This window comes from Empedobacter sp. UBA7252 (genome assembly GCF_002472765.1).
In the GTDB taxonomy this organism is placed as follows: Bacteria; Bacteroidota; Bacteroidia; order Flavobacteriales; family Weeksellaceae; genus Empedobacter; species Empedobacter falsenii_B.
On sequence record NZ_DKSQ01000070.1, the window covers coordinates 1 to 24,421 of the forward strand.

24 protein-coding genes and 1 pseudogene are annotated in these 24,421 nt (G+C 32.6%); 4 read left to right on the forward strand and 21 right to left on the reverse strand.

From position 1 onward, the window contains the following. From B2X73_RS15400 to B2X73_RS10040, 7 genes and pseudogenes are all read right to left on the reverse strand, one after another. Nucleotides 1-278 (reverse strand): annotated as a pseudogene (locus B2X73_RS15400) (IS982 family transposase); the annotation flags it as partial. Between the two features lie 373 nt (nt 279-651). Then, entirely contained in the window at nt 652-1,872 is a 1,221-nt protein-coding gene (locus tag B2X73_RS10015; protein ID WP_291059199.1) for a bifunctional folylpolyglutamate synthase/dihydrofolate synthase, read from the reverse strand. Between the two features lie 100 nt (nt 1,873-1,972). Beyond that, a complete protein-coding gene (gene nhaA / locus B2X73_RS10020; RefSeq protein WP_291096348.1) occupies nt 1,973-3,133 on the reverse strand; it encodes a Na+/H+ antiporter NhaA in 1,161 nt (386 codons plus the stop codon). 83 nt (nt 3,134-3,216) lie between these two features. After that, complete coding sequence (locus B2X73_RS10025) at nt 3,217-4,278, reverse strand: sterol desaturase family protein (protein ID WP_291096349.1); 1,062 nt, start codon at nt 4,276-4,278, stop codon at nt 3,217-3,219. A 162-nt stretch (nt 4,279-4,440) separates the two neighbouring features. Then, the gene (locus B2X73_RS10030) at nt 4,441-4,638 is read right to left on the reverse strand and encodes an alpha/beta fold hydrolase (protein ID WP_180905265.1); all 198 of its coding nucleotides are present in this window, start codon (nt 4,636-4,638) and stop codon (nt 4,441-4,443) included. A gap of 27 nt (nt 4,639-4,665) precedes the next feature. Then, nucleotides 4,666-5,145, reverse strand: coding sequence for an alpha/beta fold hydrolase (locus tag B2X73_RS10035; RefSeq protein WP_291096350.1), 480 nt, complete (start codon nt 5,143-5,145; stop codon nt 4,666-4,668). A gap of 71 nt (nt 5,146-5,216) precedes the next feature. Continuing rightward, on the reverse strand, nt 5,217-6,272 hold the full coding sequence (locus tag B2X73_RS10040; protein WP_291096351.1) for an anhydro-N-acetylmuramic acid kinase: 1,056 nt from the start codon (nt 6,270-6,272) through the stop codon (nt 5,217-5,219). Between the two features lie 563 nt (nt 6,273-6,835). Between B2X73_RS10040 and glyA the strand changes: the two genes are divergently transcribed. Further along, on the forward strand, nt 6,836-8,110 hold the full coding sequence (gene glyA / locus B2X73_RS10045; protein WP_291096352.1) for a serine hydroxymethyltransferase: 1,275 nt from the start codon (nt 6,836-6,838) through the stop codon (nt 8,108-8,110). A gap of 399 nt (nt 8,111-8,509) precedes the next feature. Here glyA and atpG read toward each other — a convergent pair whose 3' ends face one another. From atpG to B2X73_RS10085, 8 genes are all read right to left on the reverse strand, one after another. Continuing rightward, complete coding sequence (gene atpG, locus B2X73_RS10050) at nt 8,510-9,382, reverse strand: ATP synthase F1 subunit gamma (RefSeq protein WP_221854234.1); 873 nt, start codon at nt 9,380-9,382, stop codon at nt 8,510-8,512. A gap of 71 nt (nt 9,383-9,453) precedes the next feature. Further along, complete coding sequence (gene atpA, locus B2X73_RS10055) at nt 9,454-11,028, reverse strand: F0F1 ATP synthase subunit alpha (protein WP_038335134.1); 1,575 nt, start codon at nt 11,026-11,028, stop codon at nt 9,454-9,456. 11 nt (nt 11,029-11,039) lie between these two features. After that, nucleotides 11,040-11,600, reverse strand: coding sequence for an ATP synthase F1 subunit delta (gene atpH / locus B2X73_RS10060; protein WP_291096353.1), 561 nt, complete (start codon nt 11,598-11,600; stop codon nt 11,040-11,042). 2 nt (nt 11,601-11,602) lie between these two features. Continuing rightward, entirely contained in the window at nt 11,603-12,097 is a 495-nt protein-coding gene (locus tag B2X73_RS10065; protein ID WP_291061159.1) for a F0F1 ATP synthase subunit B, read from the reverse strand. 97 nt (nt 12,098-12,194) lie between these two features. Beyond that, nucleotides 12,195-12,404 carry an ATP synthase F0 subunit C gene (gene atpE / locus B2X73_RS10070; RefSeq protein ID WP_013598300.1) on the reverse strand — a complete coding sequence of 70 codons (210 nt, stop codon included), beginning with the start codon at nt 12,402-12,404 and terminating at the stop codon, nt 12,195-12,197. Nucleotides 12,405-12,458: 54 nt separating this feature from the next. Beyond that, a complete protein-coding gene (atpB, locus tag B2X73_RS10075; protein ID WP_286496235.1) occupies nt 12,459-13,592 on the reverse strand; it encodes a F0F1 ATP synthase subunit A in 1,134 nt (377 codons plus the stop codon). A gap of 78 nt (nt 13,593-13,670) precedes the next feature. Beyond that, nucleotides 13,671-14,051, reverse strand: a complete 381-nt coding sequence (locus B2X73_RS10080) for a hypothetical protein (RefSeq protein ID WP_286496234.1) — start codon at nt 14,049-14,051, stop codon at nt 13,671-13,673. A gap of 5 nt (nt 14,052-14,056) precedes the next feature. After that, entirely contained in the window at nt 14,057-14,272 is a 216-nt protein-coding gene (locus B2X73_RS10085; protein ID WP_286496233.1) for an AtpZ/AtpI family protein, read from the reverse strand. 32 nt (nt 14,273-14,304) lie between these two features. Here B2X73_RS10085 and dusB point away from each other — a divergent pair, with 32 nt between their 5' ends. Further along, complete coding sequence (dusB, locus tag B2X73_RS10090; protein WP_291096354.1) at nt 14,305-15,300, forward strand: tRNA dihydrouridine synthase DusB; 996 nt, start codon at nt 14,305-14,307, stop codon at nt 15,298-15,300. Nucleotides 15,301-15,377: 77 nt separating this feature from the next. Here dusB and B2X73_RS10095 read toward each other — a convergent pair whose 3' ends face one another. The 6 genes from B2X73_RS10095 to folE form a co-directional block, all read right to left on the reverse strand. Further along, nucleotides 15,378-15,674 carry a hypothetical protein gene (locus tag B2X73_RS10095; protein WP_221854236.1) on the reverse strand — a complete coding sequence of 99 codons (297 nt, stop codon included), beginning with the start codon at nt 15,672-15,674 and terminating at the stop codon, nt 15,378-15,380. A gap of 83 nt (nt 15,675-15,757) precedes the next feature. Next, a complete protein-coding gene (locus tag B2X73_RS10100) occupies nt 15,758-16,819 on the reverse strand; it encodes a DUF2891 domain-containing protein (protein ID WP_291096355.1) in 1,062 nt (353 codons plus the stop codon). 20 nt (nt 16,820-16,839) lie between these two features. After that, nucleotides 16,840-17,874 carry an alpha/beta hydrolase gene (locus B2X73_RS10105; protein WP_291096356.1) on the reverse strand — a complete coding sequence of 345 codons (1,035 nt, stop codon included), beginning with the start codon at nt 17,872-17,874 and terminating at the stop codon, nt 16,840-16,842. A 111-nt stretch (nt 17,875-17,985) separates the two neighbouring features. Beyond that, nucleotides 17,986-19,914 carry a putative porin gene (locus B2X73_RS10110; RefSeq protein ID WP_291096357.1) on the reverse strand — a complete coding sequence of 643 codons (1,929 nt, stop codon included), beginning with the start codon at nt 19,912-19,914 and terminating at the stop codon, nt 17,986-17,988. A 95-nt stretch (nt 19,915-20,009) separates the two neighbouring features. Next, nucleotides 20,010-21,482 (reverse strand): cysteine--tRNA ligase, encoded by a 1,473-nt coding sequence (cysS, locus tag B2X73_RS10115; RefSeq protein WP_291096358.1) that lies wholly within the window; start codon nt 21,480-21,482, stop codon nt 20,010-20,012. A gap of 17 nt (nt 21,483-21,499) precedes the next feature. Further along, on the reverse strand, nt 21,500-22,177 hold the full coding sequence (folE, locus tag B2X73_RS10120; protein ID WP_114997904.1) for a GTP cyclohydrolase I FolE: 678 nt from the start codon (nt 22,175-22,177) through the stop codon (nt 21,500-21,502). A gap of 100 nt (nt 22,178-22,277) precedes the next feature. Here folE and hutH point away from each other — a divergent pair, with 100 nt between their 5' ends. Further along, nucleotides 22,278-23,825 carry a histidine ammonia-lyase gene (gene hutH / locus B2X73_RS10125; RefSeq protein ID WP_409410983.1) on the forward strand — a complete coding sequence of 516 codons (1,548 nt, stop codon included), beginning with the start codon at nt 22,278-22,280 and terminating at the stop codon, nt 23,823-23,825. A 266-nt stretch (nt 23,826-24,091) separates the two neighbouring features. Then, entirely contained in the window at nt 24,092-24,382 is a 291-nt protein-coding gene (locus tag B2X73_RS10130) for a DUF2809 domain-containing protein (RefSeq protein ID WP_291096360.1), read from the forward strand. The last annotated feature ends 39 nt before the right edge of the window (nt 24,383-24,421 follow it).

A 24,421-nucleotide genomic window follows, 5' to 3' on the forward strand; every position in this document is an offset into this window, starting at 1 on the left:
TGCAGTAATTTTAGCTAGAATACTATTAATTTGCTCTGATAATCTACGTTTTATACGATCGTAAATACTTCGTTGAATATTACAACTTAGCACTTAAGGGAGATTTCAAAATTAATGATTTTCACTATCAATACCCATAAATTCAACTGTTAAGACAAGACTTATGAGTCCTAAAAAGAAGTTTAGGTCATCTAAATTTATAAATTAAAAAGTGTATCTGTGGATAATTTTCGTAGAACTTCCAATATTCTTTCGTAATTTGCAAGTAAGTTGTTCATTGTAAACATTTTGAAGTTAAATAAATTTACTCTTTTTCAATCAAATGAACAACTTTATTATTTATCAATCAAAATGCACAACGGGTATAATTTACAATTTTTAAAATATGTAGCTTAACTTATACTATAAAATTCAGGGGATATCCATCTACCTGTGATTTTACAAATGTCGCAGTTGCTATAAGTGTAAAAACAAATAAAACTTTTTTCATATTTTTTGAGTTAACTAAACCATCGTAAATTCAGTAAAAAAACTTTCAAAATCATGAATTACATGCATTTAATACATAAAATAATTATTATAGGTTATAAAAAATATAGACTCCGCTATTCAAGCGGAGTCTATCATGATTTATTTCATATTATTTTAAAATTAGATGACTTCTGCAACAATAAATGTACTACCTCCAACGTAAATCATGTCATTTTCTGTTGCATTTGATTTTGCAGCAATTAATGCCTTTTCTACAGTATCAAAAAAGTGTTTATCGGTAATATCTTCTGGTATGATTTTATACAAGTCGTCAATGTCATATTTTCGAGGAACATCTGGTTGACATAAATAATAAGTTGCTTTTTTAGGAAAGAAATTTAAAATAGATAAAACATCTTTATCATTCACAAATCCTAAAACCAAATGCAATTGATTATAAGCTTGCTCATTTATTTGTTTTGAAACCTCTGCTAAACCATGTGGATTATGCGCAGTATCAGCAACAATTAATGGGTGTTGTCCTAAAATATCCCAACGTCCGCGCAAATTTGTATTCTTTACAACATTCAATAAGCCATTCGTAATATTTTCAGGAGAGACTGCCCAACCTTGTTTTTGCAATTGTTCAATAGCGGTTAAAACGGTACGTTTATTTTTGATTTGATAAGACCCTTTCAAATCTGAAGCTAAATCTTGAAAATGTTTTTCTTCAGCAAAAATGATTTTTGCATTTCTATCTTTCGCTACTTGTTCAAAAATTGTTTTTGTCTCTGCTGTTGTTTCACCAATTACAACCGCTGTATTTGGTTTTATGATACCAGCTTTTTCAAATGCAATTTTGTCCAATGTATCACCCAAAAATTGTGTATGATCTAAACCAATGTTCGTAATCACAGAAAGTTCTGGTAAAATAATATTCGTTGAATCTAATCGTCCGCCCAAACCAGTTTCTATAATCGCGATATCAACTTTCTGTTGTGCAAAATATTCGAAAGCCATCGCAATTGCAATTTCAAAAAAAGATGCTTTTTGATCAATTATTTTTTGCTCATGCTTATTCACAAAATCAATCACAAATTCTTCATCAGCCATTTCTCCATTTACACGTATTCGTTCACGAAAATCTTTGAGATGTGGAGAAGTTGTCAAACCTGTTTTATAACCTGCTTCCTGAAAAATAGAGGCCAACATATGAGACGTACTTCCTTTACCATTTGTCCCTGCAATATGAACCGTTTTAAACTTAGTTTGAGGATTTCCCAAATACTCGCATAACGCTGTAATATTTGTTAAATCTGCTTTCATTGCTGATGCTCCAACACGTTGAAACATTGGTAAATTTGTAAACAACCAATCGATTGTTTCTTGATACGTTCTCATTTATTCAAAAATTTTACACGAAGTTACGGAATCATCTTCAAAAAAAAATCGAATTTCTCCGAAGAAAAATTCGATTCTATTATTTATGAATTGACTATTCTTAATCTGAATAATCTTGTTTTGTAGTTAATAATATTTTTAAAACAATAAATCCAACAATAGCAGCTGTTAACGAAGCTACTAAAATCATCAATTTCGCTTCATTTATATAACTTGGGTCTTTGAAGGCCAACATCGAAACAAAAATAGACATTGTAAATCCAATTCCTCCTAAAATTCCGACACCAAAAACTCGTTTGAAATTTACTGCTGTAGGTAATTCACACAATCCTAATTTAACCGCAATCCATGTAAATAATGTAATTCCGACTGGTTTTCCTACAACTAATCCTAAGAAAATACCCGAAGCTAAAGGAATACTAAAATGCGCTAATCCTCCACCATCTATCGTAATTGCGGTATTTGCTAAAGCAAATAATGGTAGAATAATAAATGCTACTGGAATATGTAAAGCATGCTCCATTTTAGCTGAAAGTGATTTAGAATCGTCCTTATCAAATGGAATTGTAAATGCAACCAAAACTCCCGCAATTGTAGCGTGAATACCCGAATTCAACATAAACCACCAAACAGCAATCCCTCCAATGATATAAGGAATTATTGATTTTACTTTTAATTTATTTAAAGCGAAAAGACCTAACAAAATGGCAATTGCAATTCCGAATTGTGTAAAATCTAAAGGTAATTCTGGATTCGGATAAAACAATGCAATCACGACAATTGCTCCTAAATCGTCAATAACAGCTAAAGCTGTTAAAAATACTTTTAATGATAATGGAACTCTTTTTCCTAACATAGTTATAATAGCAACAGCAAAAGCAATATCTGTCGCCATCGGAATTCCAAAACCATGAATGGTATCCGTTCCTTTATTCGTCAAAAAGAAAATAAATGCAGGAATTAACATTCCTCCCAAAGCTGCAAAAACAGGTAAAATTGCTTTTTTAGTATCCGACAATTCACCTACAAAAACTTCGCGTTTTAATTCTAAACCAATCAAGAAAAAGAAAATAGCCATCAAACCATCATTAATCCAATGTGCAAAAGAATGCCCAAACATATCTGTTAACCATATCGCATCATAAGATTCTGCAATTGGTGAATTGGCTAATAATAAAGAAAACGCAGTACAGAAAATCAATAAAATTCCTCCTGAGGTTTGGCTATGAAAAAATTGGTTAAAAAGTTTAGAAACTATCATTATATTTTTTTTAGTTTGGTAAAAATAATGAACTCGTTTTTAACCTCCTAATCAAAACGAAACAATAAGACCTAAATTATCATTTATATAATCTTTAAAATACTTTTTTGATACCAATTACTAAAATTAAACATCTTTTCGATGATAAAAACGAATATGAAAGGTAAAATCAGCAAGAAATAATTATGAGATTGAATGATAAAAAAACTACAAAACACTAAAAATCTAATATGTTCTAAATACGGTACCCATCTTTTTTGTTCTAATTGTGCACCAATATTTATTAATGTAATCAAGACAAATACAACGAAGAAACCTTTGGTTAAATTATCAAATTGATCAAAGTAATATGTTAGAATACTCATCGCAAAAAACGATAAAATCAATTGTAAATTAATATAACCTTTGTATTTGAAATGATAACTATTCACTTTATTCTTAGACATCCATTTCTTTTCAATAATTGGTCTTATTTCCTGATCCATCACTGCTGGACTACCAAAATATATCGTCAATTTCTCTTTAATAGAGGATTTTCGGTGAGCAGCTTCATACAACTCTAAATAATAATGAAAATGTTGCCACAAAAAACTGTAACTATTGATAGGATGCGTCAATCCATATCTTGGTTTTTCTTCTTCTTTCTGAAAAGTACCAAATAATATGTCCCAAAAAACAAATACATCTCCATAATTTTTGTCCAAATATTTTTCGTCAGAAGCATGATGAACACCATGAAGAGAAGGTGTTATAAAAATATATTCAAGCCATTTTTGTTTCTCCAAAATCTGCGTATGCGTAAAAAAAGAATACACGCCATGAACCACCAAAATCGTCATCACTAAATTTGGATGAAAACCAATAAAAGGCAAAATACACCAAAAAATATTGCGAACAATTGCTTGCAAAGTTGTTATACGTACCGCCACCGTAAAATTAAATTCTTCGGATTGATGATGCACAATATGGGCTCCCCAAAAAATATTGACTTCATGTCCCAAACGATGATACCAATACCAAACAAAATCTGTCGCTAAAAGCATCACAACCCAAATCCAACAAGCATTTGAAATATCTAAAAGACGATAATTTTCGTAAATCCAAACATACAAATTGTAAAAACTTACCGTAATAAAAAGATTCAATAATCGTTCTGCAATTCCTATTGAAATATTAGAAACCGAACTTTCATACTTATAAATATTCTTTAATTTTTTCTTTTTAACAACTACATATTCAAGCCATAAAAAAGAAAAAAAGCTGGTAAAGCAAAAGCTAAATACTCGGGATGATTCATTTTTAAGCACTTAAAAATTGTTGATATGTTGATTAAAAAGTAATGGCTGTTCCATCATCGGCACATGACCACAATCATCGCTATAAGCTAATTTTGCATTAGGTAAATGTGCAAAAAACTCTTCAGCAACATTTGGCGGTGTCACAATATCTTGTTTTCCCCAAACCAATAAAACTGGCTGATCTATTTTATGTAAAAGATGTTTCAAATTTTGTCGCTTTGCATCTCGCGCAATTTAAATTATAGTCAAAGCTTGTGTAGGCGTATTAGCGGCCGAAAAAACATCATCAACCAACTCTTTTGTTACAACATTTTTTGTTTCAAAAACTTCTTCTATCTTATTTTTGATATACTCGTAATCTCGCACACGCACAAAAGAAGCCTGCAAATTGCTTTCATACAAACCTGAACTTCCAGCTAAAATCAATTTATCAAACAAATTTGGATGTGCCAACGCATACAGCAATACAACATGACCGCCCAAAGAATTTCCAATTAATATTGGATTTTCAATTTTATTAGATTGAATGTAATTTTCTAGAAATTGAACTAAATTTTGAAGTGAATTTCTTTTGAAATGTGTAGAAAATAAAGGAAATGTTGGCGTATAAACATTATAATTTATTTCAATATTCTTGATAATATTTCCCCAATTACTAAGGCTTCCAAATAAGCCATGAAGTAAAATAACATCTTTATTTTTCGAATATTTCATATCGCATTTATTCTTGGTTATCGAATAAATGTAAATAAAATATTTTTTAAACTCTATTATTTAGATAGACTTTATAAGTGATATATAATTCCAGACGAATGGTCTTTGCTCGCTCCTGTTACAGATGCCAAACAATTTATTTCGTTATAAACACGACGATAACCAAGGAATGCAAAAATTAAAGCTTCTTTAAAATCAATTAAATTATCAGTTGGAATGATGATTTCAACAGTTGATAATTCTCGTAAACGATTGATAAAAAATGAATTTCGAACTCCTCCTCCAGTTATCAACACATTGTTGATATCGTATAAAGCAAAGGTATTTTTAATTTGAATTACGAAATGCTCCACACAACTTCTCAGTTTATCTTCGGTAGGAATATCGTACTTATCAACAATTGTTAAAAACTCATTCGTTACCCATTCAAAACCTAATGATTTTGGGAAAGGTTGATGATAAAAATTCAGAAGGTTCAATTCTCCAACTAATGTAGTATTAATATATCCTTGTTCTGCTAATTCTCCATTTTTATCATATTCAAACCCGAGTTGTTTGGCATAATGATTCAAAACAATATTAATCGGACAAATATCAAACGCAATTCGTTTTCCATTTCTATTCATCGAAATATTCGAAAAACCTCCAAGGTTTAAACATGCATCATAGTTAGAAAATAATAATTCGTCTCCAATCGGAACCAAAGGGGCTCCTTGTCCTCCTAAAATAACGTCTTGTGTTCTGAAATCACACACCACTTTTTGTTGACAACGCGACGCTATTGCTGCACCGTTTCCTATTTGCAAAGTGAATGATTTCTGCGGTTGATGAAAAATAGTTTGCCCGTGAGATGCAACAAAATCTACTTTTCCAATCTTATTTTTATGAATAAATTCTTTTACTTTCTCCCCAAGAAAATAACCAAACTCTACATCTAGTTGGCATAAATCTATTGCCGAATATTGAAAAGCTTCTGTTAGTTTTGTTCGCCAATCGGATGAATAATCTATAGTTTCGGCATGTAAAATTTCGAAATGTTGGTTACCATCAAATCGTACATAGCAAATATCCAAACCATCTAACGAAGTTCCAGACATTAAACCAATGCAAAAAGTAGGGTTTTTCATGCTGTAAATTTAATGAGAGAAATTGATAGTTGGTTGGTTTAGAAATTAGAAATTTTAAATATCTAAGAAACCATCTTTCATTTTTTCCTTGATGAAAAAACGAAACAAAAAAATCAAGACCTCAATAAATCGGCTGAAAATGATTCATTCTACGCGAAAAGATTTAAAAACCTATCGGTTAAATCTTTTTTATCGCTTCGAATTTCTTCATTTTTTTAACGCCTTTTTATTGAAAGGTCATTTGAAATTCCTTTGAATAAGTAAATTAGTTTTCAATTATTAATAAGGTATGATTCTGAAAAAAGTATAAATATTATTACTCAAAACTAAGAACTTGTTACTCACAACTCGAGATGCATTAGGGATAGTAGTGGAAATCCTTTGCGTGAAACAAAGCGATAGCGAAGTTACAAAGTAAAGATTGCAACGAATAGCCCGCCCGAAGGGAACGCCCAAATCATTAGAAAAATTGTTTTGATAACTCTTAGGTTATTACGAATATATCAGTTAGAAATTCTAATGATAAAAGCTTATATTTGAAACACAATTAATACAAACAAAACATGGCACAAGATGTAATCTTCGATTTGATTGAAGAAGAAAAAGAAAGACAACTGAATGGAATTGAATTAATCGCGTCAGAAAACTTTGTTTCAGACAACGTAATGCGCGCGATGGGTTCTGTTTTGACAAATAAATATGCAGAAGGTTATCCTGAAAAGCGCTATTACGGTGGCTGCGAAGTTGTAGACGAAGTAGAAACTATTGCAATTGAACGTTTGAAAGCGTTGTTTAATGCAGAGTATGCAAATGTGCAACCTCACTCAGGATCTCAGGCAAATGCAGCTGTTTACTTAGCATGTTTGAAACCAGGAGACAAGATCTTAGGATTCGATTTATCGCACGGAGGGCACTTAACTCACGGTTCTCCTGTTAATTTTTCTGGGTTAACTTACCAAACTTCTTTCTATGGAGTGGACAAAGAGACGGGAAGAATTGACTACGAAGCTATGGCAGAAACTGCTCGTAAAGAGAAGCCTCAAATGATAATTTGTGGTGCTTCGGCATATTCAAGAGACATAGATTATGCTAAATTTCGTGAGGTAGCTGATGAAGTTGGTGCTTTGTTATTAGCTGATATCTCGCATCCTGCTGGGTTAATCGCCCGCGGAATCTTAAACGATCCTATGCCTCATTGTCATATCGTAACGACGACAACTCACAAAACTTTACGTGGTCCTCGTGGTGGAGTCATTATGATGGGGAAAGATTTTGAGAACCCTTGGGGAGCAAAAACTCCTAAAGGTGAAGTGAAAATGATGTCTCAAATCTTGAACGGAGCAGTGTTCCCTGGTACACAAGGTGGGCCTTTGGAGCATGTAATCGCGTCTAAAGCTGTTGCTTTTGAAGAGGCTTTATCTGACGGTTATATGGACTATATTGTACAAGTTGTGAAGAATGCGAAGGCTTTGGCTGCGGCATTGGTTGCAAAAGGTTATGACATTGTTTCTGGAGGTACAGATAATCACTGTATGTTGATCGACTTACGTAACAAAGGTATTTCTGGGAAACAAGCAGAAAACGCTTTAGTTTTGGCAGAAATCACTTGTAACAAAAACATGGTTCCTTTCGATGATAAATCTCCTTTCGTTACATCGGGGATTCGTTTGGGTACGGCAGCTGTAACAACTCGTGGGTTGGTTGAAGCAGATATGCAAACTGTTGCTGACTTGATTGACGAAGTATTAATGAATATTGATAACGAAGAAATCATTGATGGAGTTGCAGATCGTGTAAACGAGTTCATGTCTTCTCGCCCATTATTTCAAATGAAATAAATAGAAACTTAGTTTCGATGATAACAATAGAAAAGTCCTGAGTATTTCTTAGGACTTTTTGTTTGATATAAAATGTCGAGACGTTTTAATCAAAACCACCTTAGCTTTTAGGTAAAATCACTTGACGTTTTTATTGAAATGTCTTGAGGAAATAATTTATTTCATTTTAATTTATAAAAAGAATAAAATAATGAGAATTCTAATTAGATATATGATTACAAAAATTATCATCCTGAATAAAGTAATAACTAAGTAGAAGTATTTCTTCAATACATATGTTAAAGAATAATTATTCAAAAGTGTTTATTACTTCTTTATAATCTAAAGTAAACATTATAAAAAAAAGCAACTTCGAGATGAAGTTGCTTTTCTATTTAAAAATAAGATAAGTCTTTGTTTTTACGCATTCAATGCTTCTGCACCACCAACGATCTCTAAGATCTCGTTTGTAATAGCAGCTTGACGAGCTTTGTTGTATTGAATTTTCAATCCTTTTTGTAACTCGCTTGCGTTGTCTGTTGCTTTATGCATTGCAGTCATACGTGCTCCATGTTCAGAAGCGTTAGCATCTAATACGGCTTTGAATAATTGCGTTTTCAACGTTTGAGGGATTAAGTCTCTTAAAATTTCTTCTTTCGAAGGGTTGAAGATATAATCTAACTCTGCTGAATTGTTTGCTTCTTCTTCAGTTTTCTCTAAAACGACTGGTAAAAATTGTTCGTCTTGTACAATTTGAACAGCTGCATTTTGAAATTGATTGTAGATAATTCTGATTTGATCAAAGTCACCCGCAGTAAATTTCTCTACTAAATCGTCTGCAATTTCAGCTACATCTGCAAAATTTAAATTATCCCAAATGCTTGATGCATTTTTATAGATAGTTTGTGTTTTACTAAAAGTATCATTAGCTTTTTTACCAATTGCTAAAATCTCTACGTGTTTACTTGCTAATTCGCCAGCTAATAACGCATTTACTTTTTTGATGATGCTTGAGTTGTATCCTCCACATAAACCTCTATTTGAGTTAATAACGACTAAAAGTACTTTATTAACTTCGCGCTCTTCTGTTAATGCACCTCCTACTTCAGCTTCTAAAGTAGAACTTACATTTTGTAAAAGTTCACGTAATTTATCTGCATAAGGACGTAACTGTACGATAGAATCTGTAGCACGTTTTAGTTTTGCAGCAGAAACTAATTTCATAGCACTTGTAATCTGCATTGTAGAACCTACAGAAGTAATACGGTTACGTATATCTTTTAAATTTGGCATAATTCTATTTGAGATGAAGGATTAAAAGGAACTTAGAGATTCGGAAACCTCTAAGTTTCATTTATATTTTATTAGTATTTAGAAGTAGTTTCTGTGATAACTTTCTTCAATACATCCATAATTTCATCAGTCCATTTACCTAAACGGATAGATGTTAAAGTGTCTGCATATTTGTTGCGCATTAACTCAACAAAGTCAGCTTGCCACTCTTTCACTTGGTTAACTGGAACGTTTTTCAACATACCGTTAGTACCCGCATAAATAACTGCTACTTGTTCTTCAACTGGAATTGGAGCGTTAACACCTTGTTTTAATAACTCAACGTTACGTTCACCTTTACCAATTACGTTCATTGTAGCTGCATCTAAATCAGAACCAAATTTTGCGAAAGCTTCTAACTCACGATATTGTGCTTGGTCTAATTTTAATGTACCAGATACTTTTTTCATTGGTTTTGTTTGTGCAGAACCACCAACACGAGATACAGAGATACCTACGTTGATTGCTGGACGAACACCTGAGTTGAATAAATCAGACTCTAAGAAGATTTGTCCATCTGTAATCGAAATTACATTTGTTGGGATATATGCAGAAACGTCACCAGCTTGAGTTTCGATAATTGGTAAAGCAGTTAAAGAACCACCACCTTTTACGATACCTTTCATAGATTCTGGTAAATCATTCATTTGAGATGCGATTGCATCATCTTTGATTACTTTTGCAGCACGCTCTAATAAACGAGAGTGTAAGTAGAAAACGTCTCCAGGATATGCTTCACGTCCTGGTGGGCGACGTAATAATAAAGACACCTCACGGTATGCAACGGCTTGTTTAGATAAATCATCATAAACAATTAACGCTGGACGACCAGAGTCACGGAAGTACTCTCCGATTGCAGCACCTGCCATTGGAGCATATACTTGCATTGGAGCTGGATCAGATGCATTAGCAGCAACTACTACTGTATATTTATCTGCACCGTGGTCTTGTAATGTTTTCATGATACCTGCTACTGTAGAACCTTTTTGTCCTACTGCAACATAGATACAGAAAACTGTTTCTCCTCTATCGTAAAACTCTTTTTGATTTAAGATTGCATCTAAAGCAACAGAAGTTTTACCTGTTTGACGGTCACCAATGATTAACTCACGTTGTCCACGTCCAATTGGAATCATCGAGTCAATAGAAACGATACCTGTTTGTAATGGTTCGTTTACTGGTTGACGATAGATAACCCCAGGAGCTTTACGCTCGATAGGCATTTCATATAATTGTCCTTCGATTGGTCCTTTACCATCGATAGGATTTCCTAACATATCTACAACACGTCCTAACATTCCTTCACCTACGTTAATAGATGCAATTTTGTTTGTACGTTTTACAGTGTCACCTTCTTTAATACCTTTTGAAGGTCCGAAAAGTACAATACCTACGTTGTCTTCTTCAAGGTTTTGTACCATTCCTTCTAACCCGTTTGAGAATTCTACTAATTCTCCGTATTGAGCATTATCTAACCCGTAAACACGAGCAATACCATCCCCAACAGTTAGAACGGTTCCTACTTCTGCTAATTCAACTGATGAATCAAAGCTTGTAAGTTGTTGTTTTAATATAGCTGAAACTTCAGCTGGATTTATTTCTGGCATTTCTGAAATATTTAAAATTTAGGAATGTATTCGTTTTTCGAAAAATCTTTTTTTAATGTAGCTAACTTAGTTTTGATTGACGAATCAACTTGATTGTTTCCAATTTTTAAAACGAAACCTCCAATTAAAGATGCATCAATTTTGTTCTCTACTTTTACTTGACTATTTGCAGCTAAAGTTTGTTTCGCTTTTGCTACAATATTATCAATTGTATTTTGATCTAATTGCACTGCCGAAGTAATTTCTGCTGTTACAATATTATTTGCTAAATCGTATAATGAAATAAACTGATCTGCAATTTTAGACAAAATATTTTCTCTACCATGTCTTACGACTAACGAAATGAATGTTTGAGAAGTTTTTGATAAAGATTTGAAAATCTCACTCAATACAGCTTCTTTTTTCTTTGCATCAATCACCGGAGAATTTAAGAAAACTCTTAAATCATCATTCTCTTTAATGACTTTGCGAACATCATTCATTTCAGCATACACTACGTCTGTTTGGCTTGCTCCATTCGCAAACTCCATCAAACCTTTAGCATATCTATGTGCTGCTCTGAATCCTGCCATGATTAATTGAATTTAACTTGATCTATAACATCATTCACTAAAGCTTCTTGTGCCGATTTGTCTGACAATTCTTTAGTTAAGATTTTTTCAGCAATTTCAATTGACAACTGCCCAACTTGATTTTTGATATCAGCCATCGCTGATGCCTTTTCATTTTGGATAGCTGACTTAGCATTTTCAATTAATTTGTTTGCTTCTACAGTTGCAGAATTTTTTGCCTCGTTGATGATATTATCTTTCATTTCACGCGCTTCTTTTAAGATAGCATCACGTTCAGCACGAGCTTCTTTCATGATTTTCTCGTTTTGAGCGTTTAATAAAGCCATCTCTTCTTTCGCTTTTTTAGCTGCGTTTAATGCATCCTCGATAGATTGTTCTCTTTCTTTAACTGCAGATAGAATTGGTTTCCAAGCTAATGATCTTAACAATACTAATAAGATGATAAATACGACCGCAGTCCAAAAAATAAGACCAACTGAAGGTGTAATTAAATCCATTGTGTGTATGTATTAAATTTTATTTTTTACTAATTAATTTTTTAATGAATTAGCTTCAACAACCAACCGTTATTGAAGCTAATTTTTAATTCAAATATTATCCGTTACCTAATAACGCAACTACGATACCGAATAAACCTGCACCCTCGATTAAGGCTGCTGCGATAATCATAGCTGTTTGAATTTTTGAAGCCGCTTCTGGTTGTCTAGCGATTCCTTCCATAGCTGATCCACCGATTTTACCGATACCTAAACCAACTCCTAAAACTGCTAAACCAGCTCCGATTGCTGCAATACTTCCTGTCATGATAATTGTATTTAATTATTAAAAAATTATTTTATTGTTTTTTATATTCTATTCTTAATGGTGATCGTGTTCTGCTACTGCTGTTCCGATAAATAACGAAACTAACATTGTGAATACGAACGCTTGTAATGCCGCTACTAACAACTCTAAACAGTAGATAAATAACGCTAATGGGATAGATCCACCTGCCATAGCTTCTGTTTGGAAAATAAAGATTAACGAAATTAACGACATAATGATGATGTGACCTGCAGTAATGTTCGCAAATAAACGAATCATTAAGGCGAAAGGTTTTGTAATAATCCCGATTAACTCAATTGGAGCTAAGATTAATTTTACTGGAACCGGCACTCCTGGCATCCATAACATATGTCCCCAGTAACCTTTGTTTCCTGAGAAATTAATTACGATTAATGCAATTAATGCTAATACAAATGTAACTGCGATATTACCTGTAACGTTAGCTGCACCTGGTAACAATCCTAATAAATTGTTGATCCAAATGAAGAAAAATAACGTTAATAAATAAGGCATAAATTTCGCGTATTTTTTCTCACCAATATTTGGAATCGCTACTTCATCACGAACAAAAATAATAATTGGCTCGATGAATCCTGCGATACCTTTTGGTACCATATTTCCTTTTTTGTAGTTAGATGCAACTGCAGAGAAAACTAAGATTAAAATCACGAAAGAGATTAACATTGATGTTACGTTTTTCGTAATAGAAAAATCTAATGGTTTTTCATTCTCTAAATGAATAGCTCCTTTTTCGTCTACGTGAGGTTTGATTGTACCCTGCGCATCTGTTTTGTAGATTTTTTCGTGGTAATTGATGTAGTAATTTCCGTTACTTTCAACAATCGCTTCATTGTGGTGAAATTTAGAAGACATAAAAACTTGTAAACCATTATCCCATAAAATAACAGGTAATGCAACTCCTACACTTTTTTCTCCTTCTCCCCATAAATGCCAATCGTGCGCATCTGCAATGTGGTGCATGATACCTGGAACTGGGTTAAATGTAGATTCGCCAGATTTCACTTTAGTAGCTTCCTCTTGACTTTTTACTTGCTCACTTTTAATTAACTCCTCAAACGTTTTTGGAAGACTTTCGTGCGGAACTGCTGTAGAGGCAAATCCGAAATTGAAAAGTAATAAAAACGCTAATAACGCTGAAAATTTCATGTATAATTCCTTTGTTTCTAAATTGCGTGCAAAATTATAGTAAATTAACCACTTACCAAAGTCAAATGCTAAAAATCATTAAACTTTTTTTAACTTTAAATTAATTAAGCGAATAAACACTAAAACTTCGGCTAGCAAAATTACAAAATAACTTATAATTAATTGCACAACATTTAATTTAATTTGTTCATTCACAACAATCAATGCTAATACAATTGCCATCTTCGCAATCATCCCTCCCATAAAGGCAAAACCAACATATTCTGGAAATTTTATCTTCACAAAACAACCAACTTGCAAAATCATTAATGTAATTAATCCAATTATTAAATACATTTTTGGAACAATTAGCGGATTTTCGCTAAAATTATAATGCGCAACAATTGCGTAATGAATACCACAAAAAATTGCAACCATTGCAATAAAAAAAAGTGCTAAAAGAATAAATTTCTTAATCATTAAAATTATTTTTTTGGTAATTGCTTCAACATCAAATATAATCCTGCAAAAACTCCCAGCAAAGATAAGCCAGCCGTCCATAATGGCTTCTCTGTTTCCATTTTTTTATCCAAAAATGTTCCTAACCAAGCAAATAACGCAATCGTTACCGCCATCTGTATTCCCATCGCAGAAAATTTTAAATATTGATTTACACCTTCGGACTTTCGTTCTTCTTTCATAAGTTTTATGTAATTTTGCAAAAAATTATTTCGTGGTAAAGATAGGAAACATAGAATTACCAGACTTCCCTTTATTGCTTGCACCAATGGAAGATGTGAGTGATCCGCCATTTCGTCACCTATGCAAAATGCATGGTGCAGACTTGATGTATACAGAGTTTATTTCATCTGAAGGATTGATTCGTGATGCAATAAAAAGTCGTCAAAAATTAGATATTTTTGATTACGAACGTCCTATTGGTATTCAGATTTTTGGTGGAGATGAAGAAGCCATGGCGATGTCAGCTAAAATTGTCGAGACTGTTCAGCCTGATATTGTTGATATTAACTTTGGATGTCCTGTAAAAAAAGTGGTTTGTAAAGGCGCTGGAGCTGGTGTATTAAAAGATATAGATTTGATGGTACGTTTAACAAAATCTGTTGTTGAAAGTACACATTTACCAGTTACTGTTAAAACGCGTTTGGGTTGGGATTCTGATTCGATTAACATTTATGAAGTTGCAGAACGTTTGCAAGAAACAGGTATCAAAGCCTTGTCAATTCACGGACGTACGCGTACGCAGATGTATAAAGGACAAGCAAATTGGGAACCGATTGCAAAGGTAAAATCGAATCCGAATATTGAGATTCCAATTTTTGGAAATGGAGATATTGATTCGCCACAAAAAGCGATCGAATACAAAGAAAAATACGGTGTTGATGGTGTGATGATTGGTCGTGCGGCGATTGGTTATCCTTGGATTTTCGAGCAAATTAAACATTATCGAGAAACAGGAGAATTGTTACCAGAACCAACAATTGTAGAACGAATGGAAGCGGCTAAAAATCACTTAAATTGGGCGATTGATTGGAAAGGTGAACGTACAGGAATTTTGGAAACACGTATGCATTATACCAATTATTTCAAAGGAATTCCAAATTTTAAACCTTATCGCACAAAGTTAGTTACACAAGATAATTTAGTTGATTTGGAAGCTACTTTCAAAGAAATTGAAGAAGAATTTATTCCAACATTAGAAGAAATTTAATCGTTAGAAATAATTCATCTCTATAAAAAAATCCACCAATTACTTGGTGGATTTTTCATTTAAACTTGAGACTATAATTAATTACAATTATCTACAAGCAACACTTCTTCTGGATTCAGCGTATCATATTTCATCAATACAACTTCGTCCACGTCTGCTCTAGATCGTAAAGTAACTTCATAAACTTCATCATTCACAGGATATTGTATAGTTGCTTTCGGACGTTTAAATGTTCCGCTAGTTTCCACAACAACACCTTCTACGCATTTCCCTGTTTTAGCCAATTGATCTTCTAATTGACTTTTCGAATATTGACTAAATCCGAATGCTGCAAGACCTAAAACTGCAATGACGATATAAAAATATTTTTTCATAGAATTAAAATTTAATGTTTCGTATAGTTTTGTTTGAAACAAATTTAGATTCAATTCTATCGTTATAAAATCCCTATTATTAGCTAATTTTTAGTTTCACGTTTGGTTTTCAGCGCATAAAGTGCAAAAGTTCCCAACCAATGACTTCCCATATAATCGTCATTTGTAATATTATTTAAGGAATAATTGAGATGATTTTGCGCAATTTTATTCAAATGTTTTAACTCTGGTAATTTATGTTCGATTTGATACAAAGCCGTTGCACGACTAAAATTCAATCCATCCAAATGCACCAAATGTCCATCTGTACGATCCGAAACTACACCAGGTTTCAAGTCAAAATTCTTTTTTTGTAACTGAGGCAAAAATCCTTTTAACCATTTTTTATACTCATCATTTTGTTGAATTTTAGACATAATTAACGCTTCTTCCAAACAAGCCGAAAGAAAATCTGACCCACTTGGTTCGAAAGCAATATTGCAACTTTTATCTTTTAAATAAAGACGATTAGCATTATCAATAATCACTTTTTCGAATGTTTTATCATTCACAGAACGTGCATAATCTATCGCTAAACTCAAACCAAACGCCGTATTGTCATGCGTTCCTGTACGAATTGGATAAACCAATTTCGGCAAATATTCTTTGTATCGAACAATAATCAAATCACTCAAAGGTTTCAGATTTTTTGCCCAAACTTGTGCATCTTTATCTTGCCAATTATTCAATTCCATTTGCAATTGTAACAACCATGCCCAACCATAAGTACGTTCGAAATTCTTGTTATTTTTATCATTGAAAAAGGTCATTTCAACCGCAACATTTTCTGCTGTAATCAATTGATTTAACTCATTTCTAACCTGATTATTTTGATCCAATTCAGGAAAATCTTTCATCAATTTCACAATCGACCAAAATCCATGTACAGACGAATGCCAATCAAAACAACCATAAAAAATTGGACGCAATTGCTTTGGCGTTTTCAAATCCTGATCACTTCCCAAAACATTTCCTAGTTTATTAGGATACTCAGTCTTGATACAATGCGTTGGTAAATCAAATATTTTTTTGGCTTGATCTAAGTGTAATTCTTGGGAAAAAGCAGTCGTCGTCAATAAAGTTGTTAAATAGAGTAATTTTTTCATCAAATGTTTTTACCAAATTACTAATTTTTATTCGAGTACAAGAATTTTTTCAATTCTTCTTTTGCTTGTAAACTTTCAGGAAAATTTTTCACATTTTGCTCAAAAAACTGCTTTGCTAAATCATTTTTCTTTTGTTTTACCAAATAATTTGCAACATTGTTAATATACGTTTCCGTTGGTTGAAACGTATAATTTAGCTTTTTTGAGAACGTTTCAAACGATTCTTTCACTAAATTTGGTTGATTCGGAATCTCTTTAATATTCACACGATAACCATCAAACTGCCAACGCAAATAATCAATCGAGCCAATCATCGGAACCGAACCATGTTCTTCGTCAACATATTGTTTATAATGATAATTCAACGATTTATTCATCGAAGATTTCAAACGTTCGTCCACCTTTTTTATACATTGATAATGGTCACGTAAATGATCTGCATTTTGACTTTCACCAACTTGTGTTATCATCAAAAATCGATTCTCAAAAGAATGATTTTCTAAATTCTGATAAAGATTCAATAATTCTTTGTCATTAAACCAAATACTTGGATCGTGCGCAACATATCCATTGAAAGTTTTGGGATGGTTGTACAATGTTTTCAACGCAAAATACCCACCTAAAGAATGTCCAATTAACAAACGAAAATCATTCACACGATAATTTTTCTGCATAAAAGGGAACAATTCAGTTTGAATAAAATTGAGGAAATTAACATCGTTTACATGTGTAAAATCTTTTGTTCGATCACCATTTTTATTTGTAATTCCGACAATGATCGATTCGGGCATTTCTGGATAAAAACCCGATTGAAACTTAGAAACTACGCCTGTTAAAAACGTAAAATTAGATTCGGCATCTAACACATAAATCACAGGATAATTTACTTTTTGAAGTTTATTATTAGAATACGATTCAGGAAGATTCACCCAAATTTCTCGTTCAGTACTTAAGATTTTAGAATTTATTTTTTGGATTTCAGCAATTGATAATTTTTCTTGCGAAAAACCGATTTGAGAGAAAATCAAACAAAATAAAAGTAGGAATTTTTTCATGTATAAAATTTTCCTAAAAATAGTTATTTAGAATTATTCTATACAAATGATTTTGGACAGAAAAACGACCTCATCAAGAAGTCGCTTTTTTTCTATATAATTTTTAATTAATTAACTAAAAATATTCCATTTCAAGCCAAGTTGAAATTTGAAATCTCGATACGGAACATTTGGCGCTGCAAAATAATCAGGTTGTTTTGTAAACGATGCATTGATATGCTCACCACGAATGTAAAAACGCATATTACGAACCTTGAAATTGATAAAAACATCCAAAATAGGATAACCTCCAATCTCTTGTATACTTGCTGGATCTTGCAACGCAAATTCATTAAGAATCGGGATGTAACGCAAACCATTGTATTTTGTAAAATAAGTTGCATTTATACCAGCTTGCAATTGAGCATTCTTGTTGAATAATTCTCCTTGCCAATACAATGTTTCACGAATCAAGAAATCTGGCAAAGGCATATATTCTTCGTTTTTCGTTACTTTTTGATATTGCGCTGTCGAAACTAAATTAATCTTTCCGAAACGTAAATGATTTTCACCTTTTATCTTGAAATAATTGATATTATCCGCCAATTGCTCATAATTCAAAATTTCATTCAAAAATACTTTATTGTCAATATTATAAATTGAGGCTTCTAAAGTCGTGTTGACTTTATCTAACTTTAATTTTGCAAAAAGATTTTGAACATTTTCGGTTTCAAATTTATTAACGTAGTTAAAATTATTAAAGAAACTTTGATTGTAAACCGCATTCAACGAAGGAAGTTTTGACTGAATAACCGCTCCTGCGCTCAATGTATAACCTTCTATCGGCGTCACATCTAAAACTGCATCTACATTATAAACACTTTTGTAATTATCAGATTGCAAATATTCAACATTACCATAAAGTTTCAATTTTTCATTCCAATCAAAATCCACTTTTCCAACAACTCCAAAAAGATTTTCCTCTATTTGCTTTGGAACTGCAACAATCGTCATGGCTTGATCAGCAAAAACGCGTAAATTCTGGAATTTAACACCAGCCTCTATCTTCACACGATCTGTCCACTGAAAACCAGCTGTTGTCGTATTGGATAAATCTGTAAAACTCTTTTTACTTCTATAATCCGTTCCAGTAATAATCGGCGTAGAATATAAAGTTCCGTTTGGTGACGTATCCTCGTAGCGATACTTTTGTTTTTCGTACGAAAATTTATTCTTCAATTCGATTGGATTATAAAAAGTCGAATCTTTTTCATTCATCTTTTTTAAGATTCCGTACGAAGCATTCAATTCTATTCGACGTGCATCAAACTCAGATTTTGCTGTTTGGGAATTCACCGGAATATTACGAACATTCGTCATTCTGCGCTCATCTTGCAAAATAAAATCGTTGATATCTTCTATTCCTCCGTTTTCATTATTTTTCAGATTTTGCGCTGCATAATTCCACCACAATTTGAAACGCTCTGATTTTGTTTTATAGTTTGACGAAAAAACAAACGTATTATTCTGCGCTTTTTCATGACGATAACGACCTTCGGAAATTAATCCACGATAATGAAACGTATAATTGAATTGCTTGTTGAAATTATGCGAAAATGTTGAAGACAAAAAGTTACCTTCTTTAACACCATTCTCGTAAATAAACTCGGTATATGGCGTTTTGACATCATAATATTTGATATCATTTGCATAATAATAATTGTATTTTTTACCAGTTGGTAACATCGACGGATTGAATGGCGTATTTTGATACTCCAAATCCACCACTACACCACCAACATTCGGAAAAAATAATTTTCCGAACGCATCATTGCGAATAAAATTTTGATTATAATAGTTTTTGATACTTAATGTCGTATCCAAAACCTCTGGTTTTCTGCCATTTGTCCAAAACTTATAATCGTCTATTTTGGTTTTATAATATGTAACCGAATCATTTGTTGATGATCCTTTTAATGGTTTTAAAACTTTTATTGAATCCTCCTGAGCTTGCGCTACAACAGCTCCTAATAAAAATAAACCAATGATTGTTTTTTTCATCCTGTTGAATAAATCCTTACAAAAGTAATCTAAAATTGAGAGATACAAAAAAACCCACTTATTTCTAAGTGGGTTAAATATTTTATAAATCTTTCTTAAAAAGTGAAAGTAGTACCGTCAGCGCCATCTTTTAGTTGGATACCTAATACACTTAATTCATCACGAATCTGATCAGATAAAGCCCAATTTTTATCCACACGTGCCTGATTACGCATTTCTATTAGCATTTTTACTACACCATCTAATTTGTCAGAACTTTCGTTTGCAGCTTCTGTATCTAAACCTAAAACATCATGAACAAAACCATTCATAATTGCTTTTAAACGTTCTAAATCTTCTGCTGTAATATTCTCGAAACTATCTTTGATTGAGTTAATCATTTTCACTGCATCAAATAAATGTGCGATTAATATCGGCGTATTGAAATCATCATCCATAGCGGTGTATAATTTCGCTTCTAATTCATTAATATTAACAGTAGAAGTTTTCTTTGGTGTAATTATTTCTAATGTTTTCAATGCTTCAACCAAACGATTATATCCTTTTTCTGAAGCTAACATTGCATCATTTGAAATATCTAAAACACTGCGATAATGCGCTTGTAAGAAACAAAAACGTACAACAGCAGGATGAAATGGTTTTTCGAAGAAATCATTTTCACCATTCACTAATTGCATTGGCAAAATGTAATTCCCTGTCGATTTACTCATACGCTGACCATTCATCGTCAACATATTTGCATGCATCCAATATTTTACTGGCTCGTGTCCATTAGAACCTTTTGCTTGCGCAATTTCACATTCGTGGTGAGGGAATTTAAGATCCATTCCACCTCCATGAATATCGAAATAATCTCCAAGATATTTTGTACTCATCACTGTACATTCTAAGTGCCAACCAGGAAAACCATCTCCCCAAGGTGAAGCCCAACGCATAATATGAGCAGGCGAAGCATTTTTCCAAAGTGCAAAATCCACAGGATTTTTTTTCTCTCCTTGCCCGTCTAAATCTCTTGTATTATTGATTAATTCTTCGATGTTACGATTACTCAATTCACCATAATCAAGTCCTTTTTTGTTGTAAGCTTCCACATCAAAATAAACTGATCCATTTACTTCATAAGCAAATCCTAAATCAATTAATTTTTCCGCTAAAGCAATTTGTTCTAAAATATGCCCCGTTGCTGTAGGCTCGATTGTTGGAGGGAGTAAATTAAATTTTTCTAAAACTTTATGAAAATCAACTGTATACTTCTGTACGATTTCCATTGGTTCTAATTTCTCTAATTTAGATTGTTTTACAAAACGATCATTTTCTACATTTCCATCATCTGTTAAATGCCCAGCATCAGTAATATTACGAACGTAACGAACTTTGTAACCCAAAAATTTTAGGTAACGATAAATCATATCAAACGACATAAACGTACGCACATTCCCAAGATGTACATTACTGTAAACGGTAGGCCCACAAACATACATTCCAACATTATCTTGATTAATTGGTTCGAACGTTTCTTTCTGTCCCGTTAAGGAATTATGTAATTTTAATTGATTTTCTTTTACCATTTTATAGGATTTATATTTTAAACATTGAAAGTAGTTTTCATTCCGATGTACGAAATAAACTCTTTTCTTAATTGCTCATTATCTTTAAATGCTCCACCATATTCGGCAGTTACTGTACTTGATTCGATATCTTTGATTCCGCGCGAATTCACACACAAGTGTTTCGCATCAATAATACATGCTACATCGTCTGTACCTAACGCTTCTTGCATTGCTTTCACAATTTGCATTGTCAAACGCTCTTGTACTTGCGGACGTTTTGCATAATATTCTACAATACGATTCATTTTAGACAATCCGATTACTTTCCCTTTCGAGATGTAACCAACATGTGCACGTCCAACGATTGGTAAAAAGTGATGCTCGCAAGTTGAATAAACCACGATATCCTTTTCAACCAACATTTGATTGTAGTTATATTTATTTTCGAAAGTTGACATTCCAGGCTTACGCTCTGGCAATAAACCACCAAAAATCTCTTTTACGAACATTTTCGCAACACGTTTTGGCGTTCCTTTCAAACTATCATCTGTTAAATCTAAGCCTAAAGTTTCCATGATGTTACGGAAATCCGCTTCTATCTTTTCCACTTTTTCTTCAGCAGACAACTCAAAGGCATCAGCTCTCAAAGGCGTTTCTAAGTTTGCTGAAATATGGTCGTCCCCCATTTCGTCATGAAGATGTTTATCACACATTACATAAAAATTTTAGCAAATTTATAAAAGATAGTGTTATAAAACCTTATCAAATCTCAATTTATTACATCTGAAATGATTTCTATCTTTTATCAAATCAATGAAAAGATTATCTTTGAAGTATCACAAATTCGAAAAAATGATCAAGAAAACTTACGGCATCGATTTTCTTTCGTTCGAGGATTACAAAGGAATCAAAGAAGGAAACATCGAAATTAAGCTTAATGAAGCAAGTAAAGAACAAATCTTAAAATCTCAACAGAACGTTGCTAAAATAGTTGCTTCTGGACAAACAGTTTATGGAATTAATACTGGTTTTGGACCACTTTGCGATACTAAAATTTCTGAAGAAGAAACACGTCAACTTCAACATAATTTATTGATCAGTCATGCGGTTGGTGTTGGAAATCCAATCAAGAAAGAAATTTCTAAAACCATGTTAATTGCAAAAGCACATGCTTTGTCAAAAGGATATTCAGGTGTGACTTTAGATGTTGTGGAACGAATTTTATTAATGATTGAAAAAGATATTATTCCAGTCGTTCCAGAAAAAGGATCTGTTGGAGCATCTGGAGATTTAGCACCATTATCTCATTTATTTTTACCATTAATTGGTGAAGGAAAAGTTTGGGATGGCGATACAATTGTTTCGACAAAAGAAGCTTTAGCCAAACACAATTTACAACCTTTACATCTTTCTGCAAAAGAAGGTTTAGGATTAATCAACGGAACACAATTCATTTTATCTCATGCTTTAAATGGTTTAGAAAAATTCGAATATTTATTGAATTTAGCTGATGTTGCAGGAGCTTTATCATTAGAAGCTTACGAAGGTTCTCCTCGTCCATTCGAAGAAGAATTGCATCAAGTTCGTCCATTCAAAGGAACATTGTTGGTTGCAGAACGTATGCGAAATTTATTGAAAGGTTCTGAAATTGCTTTCTCTCACGCTGATTGTGGTCGTGTCCAAGATCCATATTCGTTACGCTGTATGCCTCAAGTTCACGGCGCATCACGAAATGCTTTTTTCCATTTGCAAGAATTAGCAGAAATCGAATTAAATTCTGTTACTGATAATCCAATCGTTGTCTCAGACGAAGAAGCTATTTCAGGTGGGAATTTCCACGGACAACCATTAGCAATGGTATTAGATTATGCAACAATTGCGGCTTCAGAATTAGGAAATATTTCGGATCGTCGTCAATATTTATTAATCGAAGGAAAATATGGTTTACCAAAATTATTAACAGAAAGTTCAGGATTAAATTCTGGTTTCATGATTCCTCAATATACATCTGCTGCACTTTGTACAGAAAACAAAACTTTGTGTTTCCCTGCATCTGCAGATAGTATTCCGACTTCTTTGGGACAAGAAGATCATGTTTCGATGGGAAGTATTTCTGGACGAAAATTCAACCAAGTCTTAGACAACGTAGAACGTATTTTAGCAATCGAATTAATGTACGCTTGCCAAGGTTTAGAATTTAGAAGACCACGTAAAACAAGTGCATTCTTAGAAGAAGTTTTCGCAAAAGTTCGTTCGGTATGTCCTAAATTAGAAGACGATCGTTTGATTGGAGATGACATCAACAATATTATTGATTTGTTGCAAACAGATGATTTCAAAAAATTAATATTAAGTTTTTAAATTATCCTTTTCATCCAGAATTTGTCGAAGGATAAACTATTAATAATATAGAAAACTACTATATATAGAAGACTCTTCGACAGGCTCAGAATGACAATTACAACAACGACAATCAAGTAAATATCATTCCAAATAAATGGAGGAATTTAAAAAAATATAATGTGTTCCTGAAACAAGTTCAGGATGACTTAACGATTAGTCAAGTTGAATTCATTTCAACTTCGCATCAAATTAAAATGTAATATGCTAAAATTCGATAAAAAATCATTCGTCCTTTTGTTGGTGATATTTTAGTCGTGATTTTTATTTACTATTTTATCAAAGCATTTATCAACACAGAAGCAATTAACATTGCCATTTTTACGTTGATTTTTTCTTTTGTAGTTGAAATTTTACAATATTTTAATTTTGTAGAAATGATTGGTCTAGGATATAACAAAGCAGCTCGAATAATTATCGGAACATCATTTTCGTGGATTGATTTACTATGTTATTTCATCGGATTTGTTCTATTATTTTTTATTGATAAAGATTTGAAGAAAAAAAATGTAATTTGAACGAGATTTCTCAACAAGCTCCTTTAGATTTGAAAATCT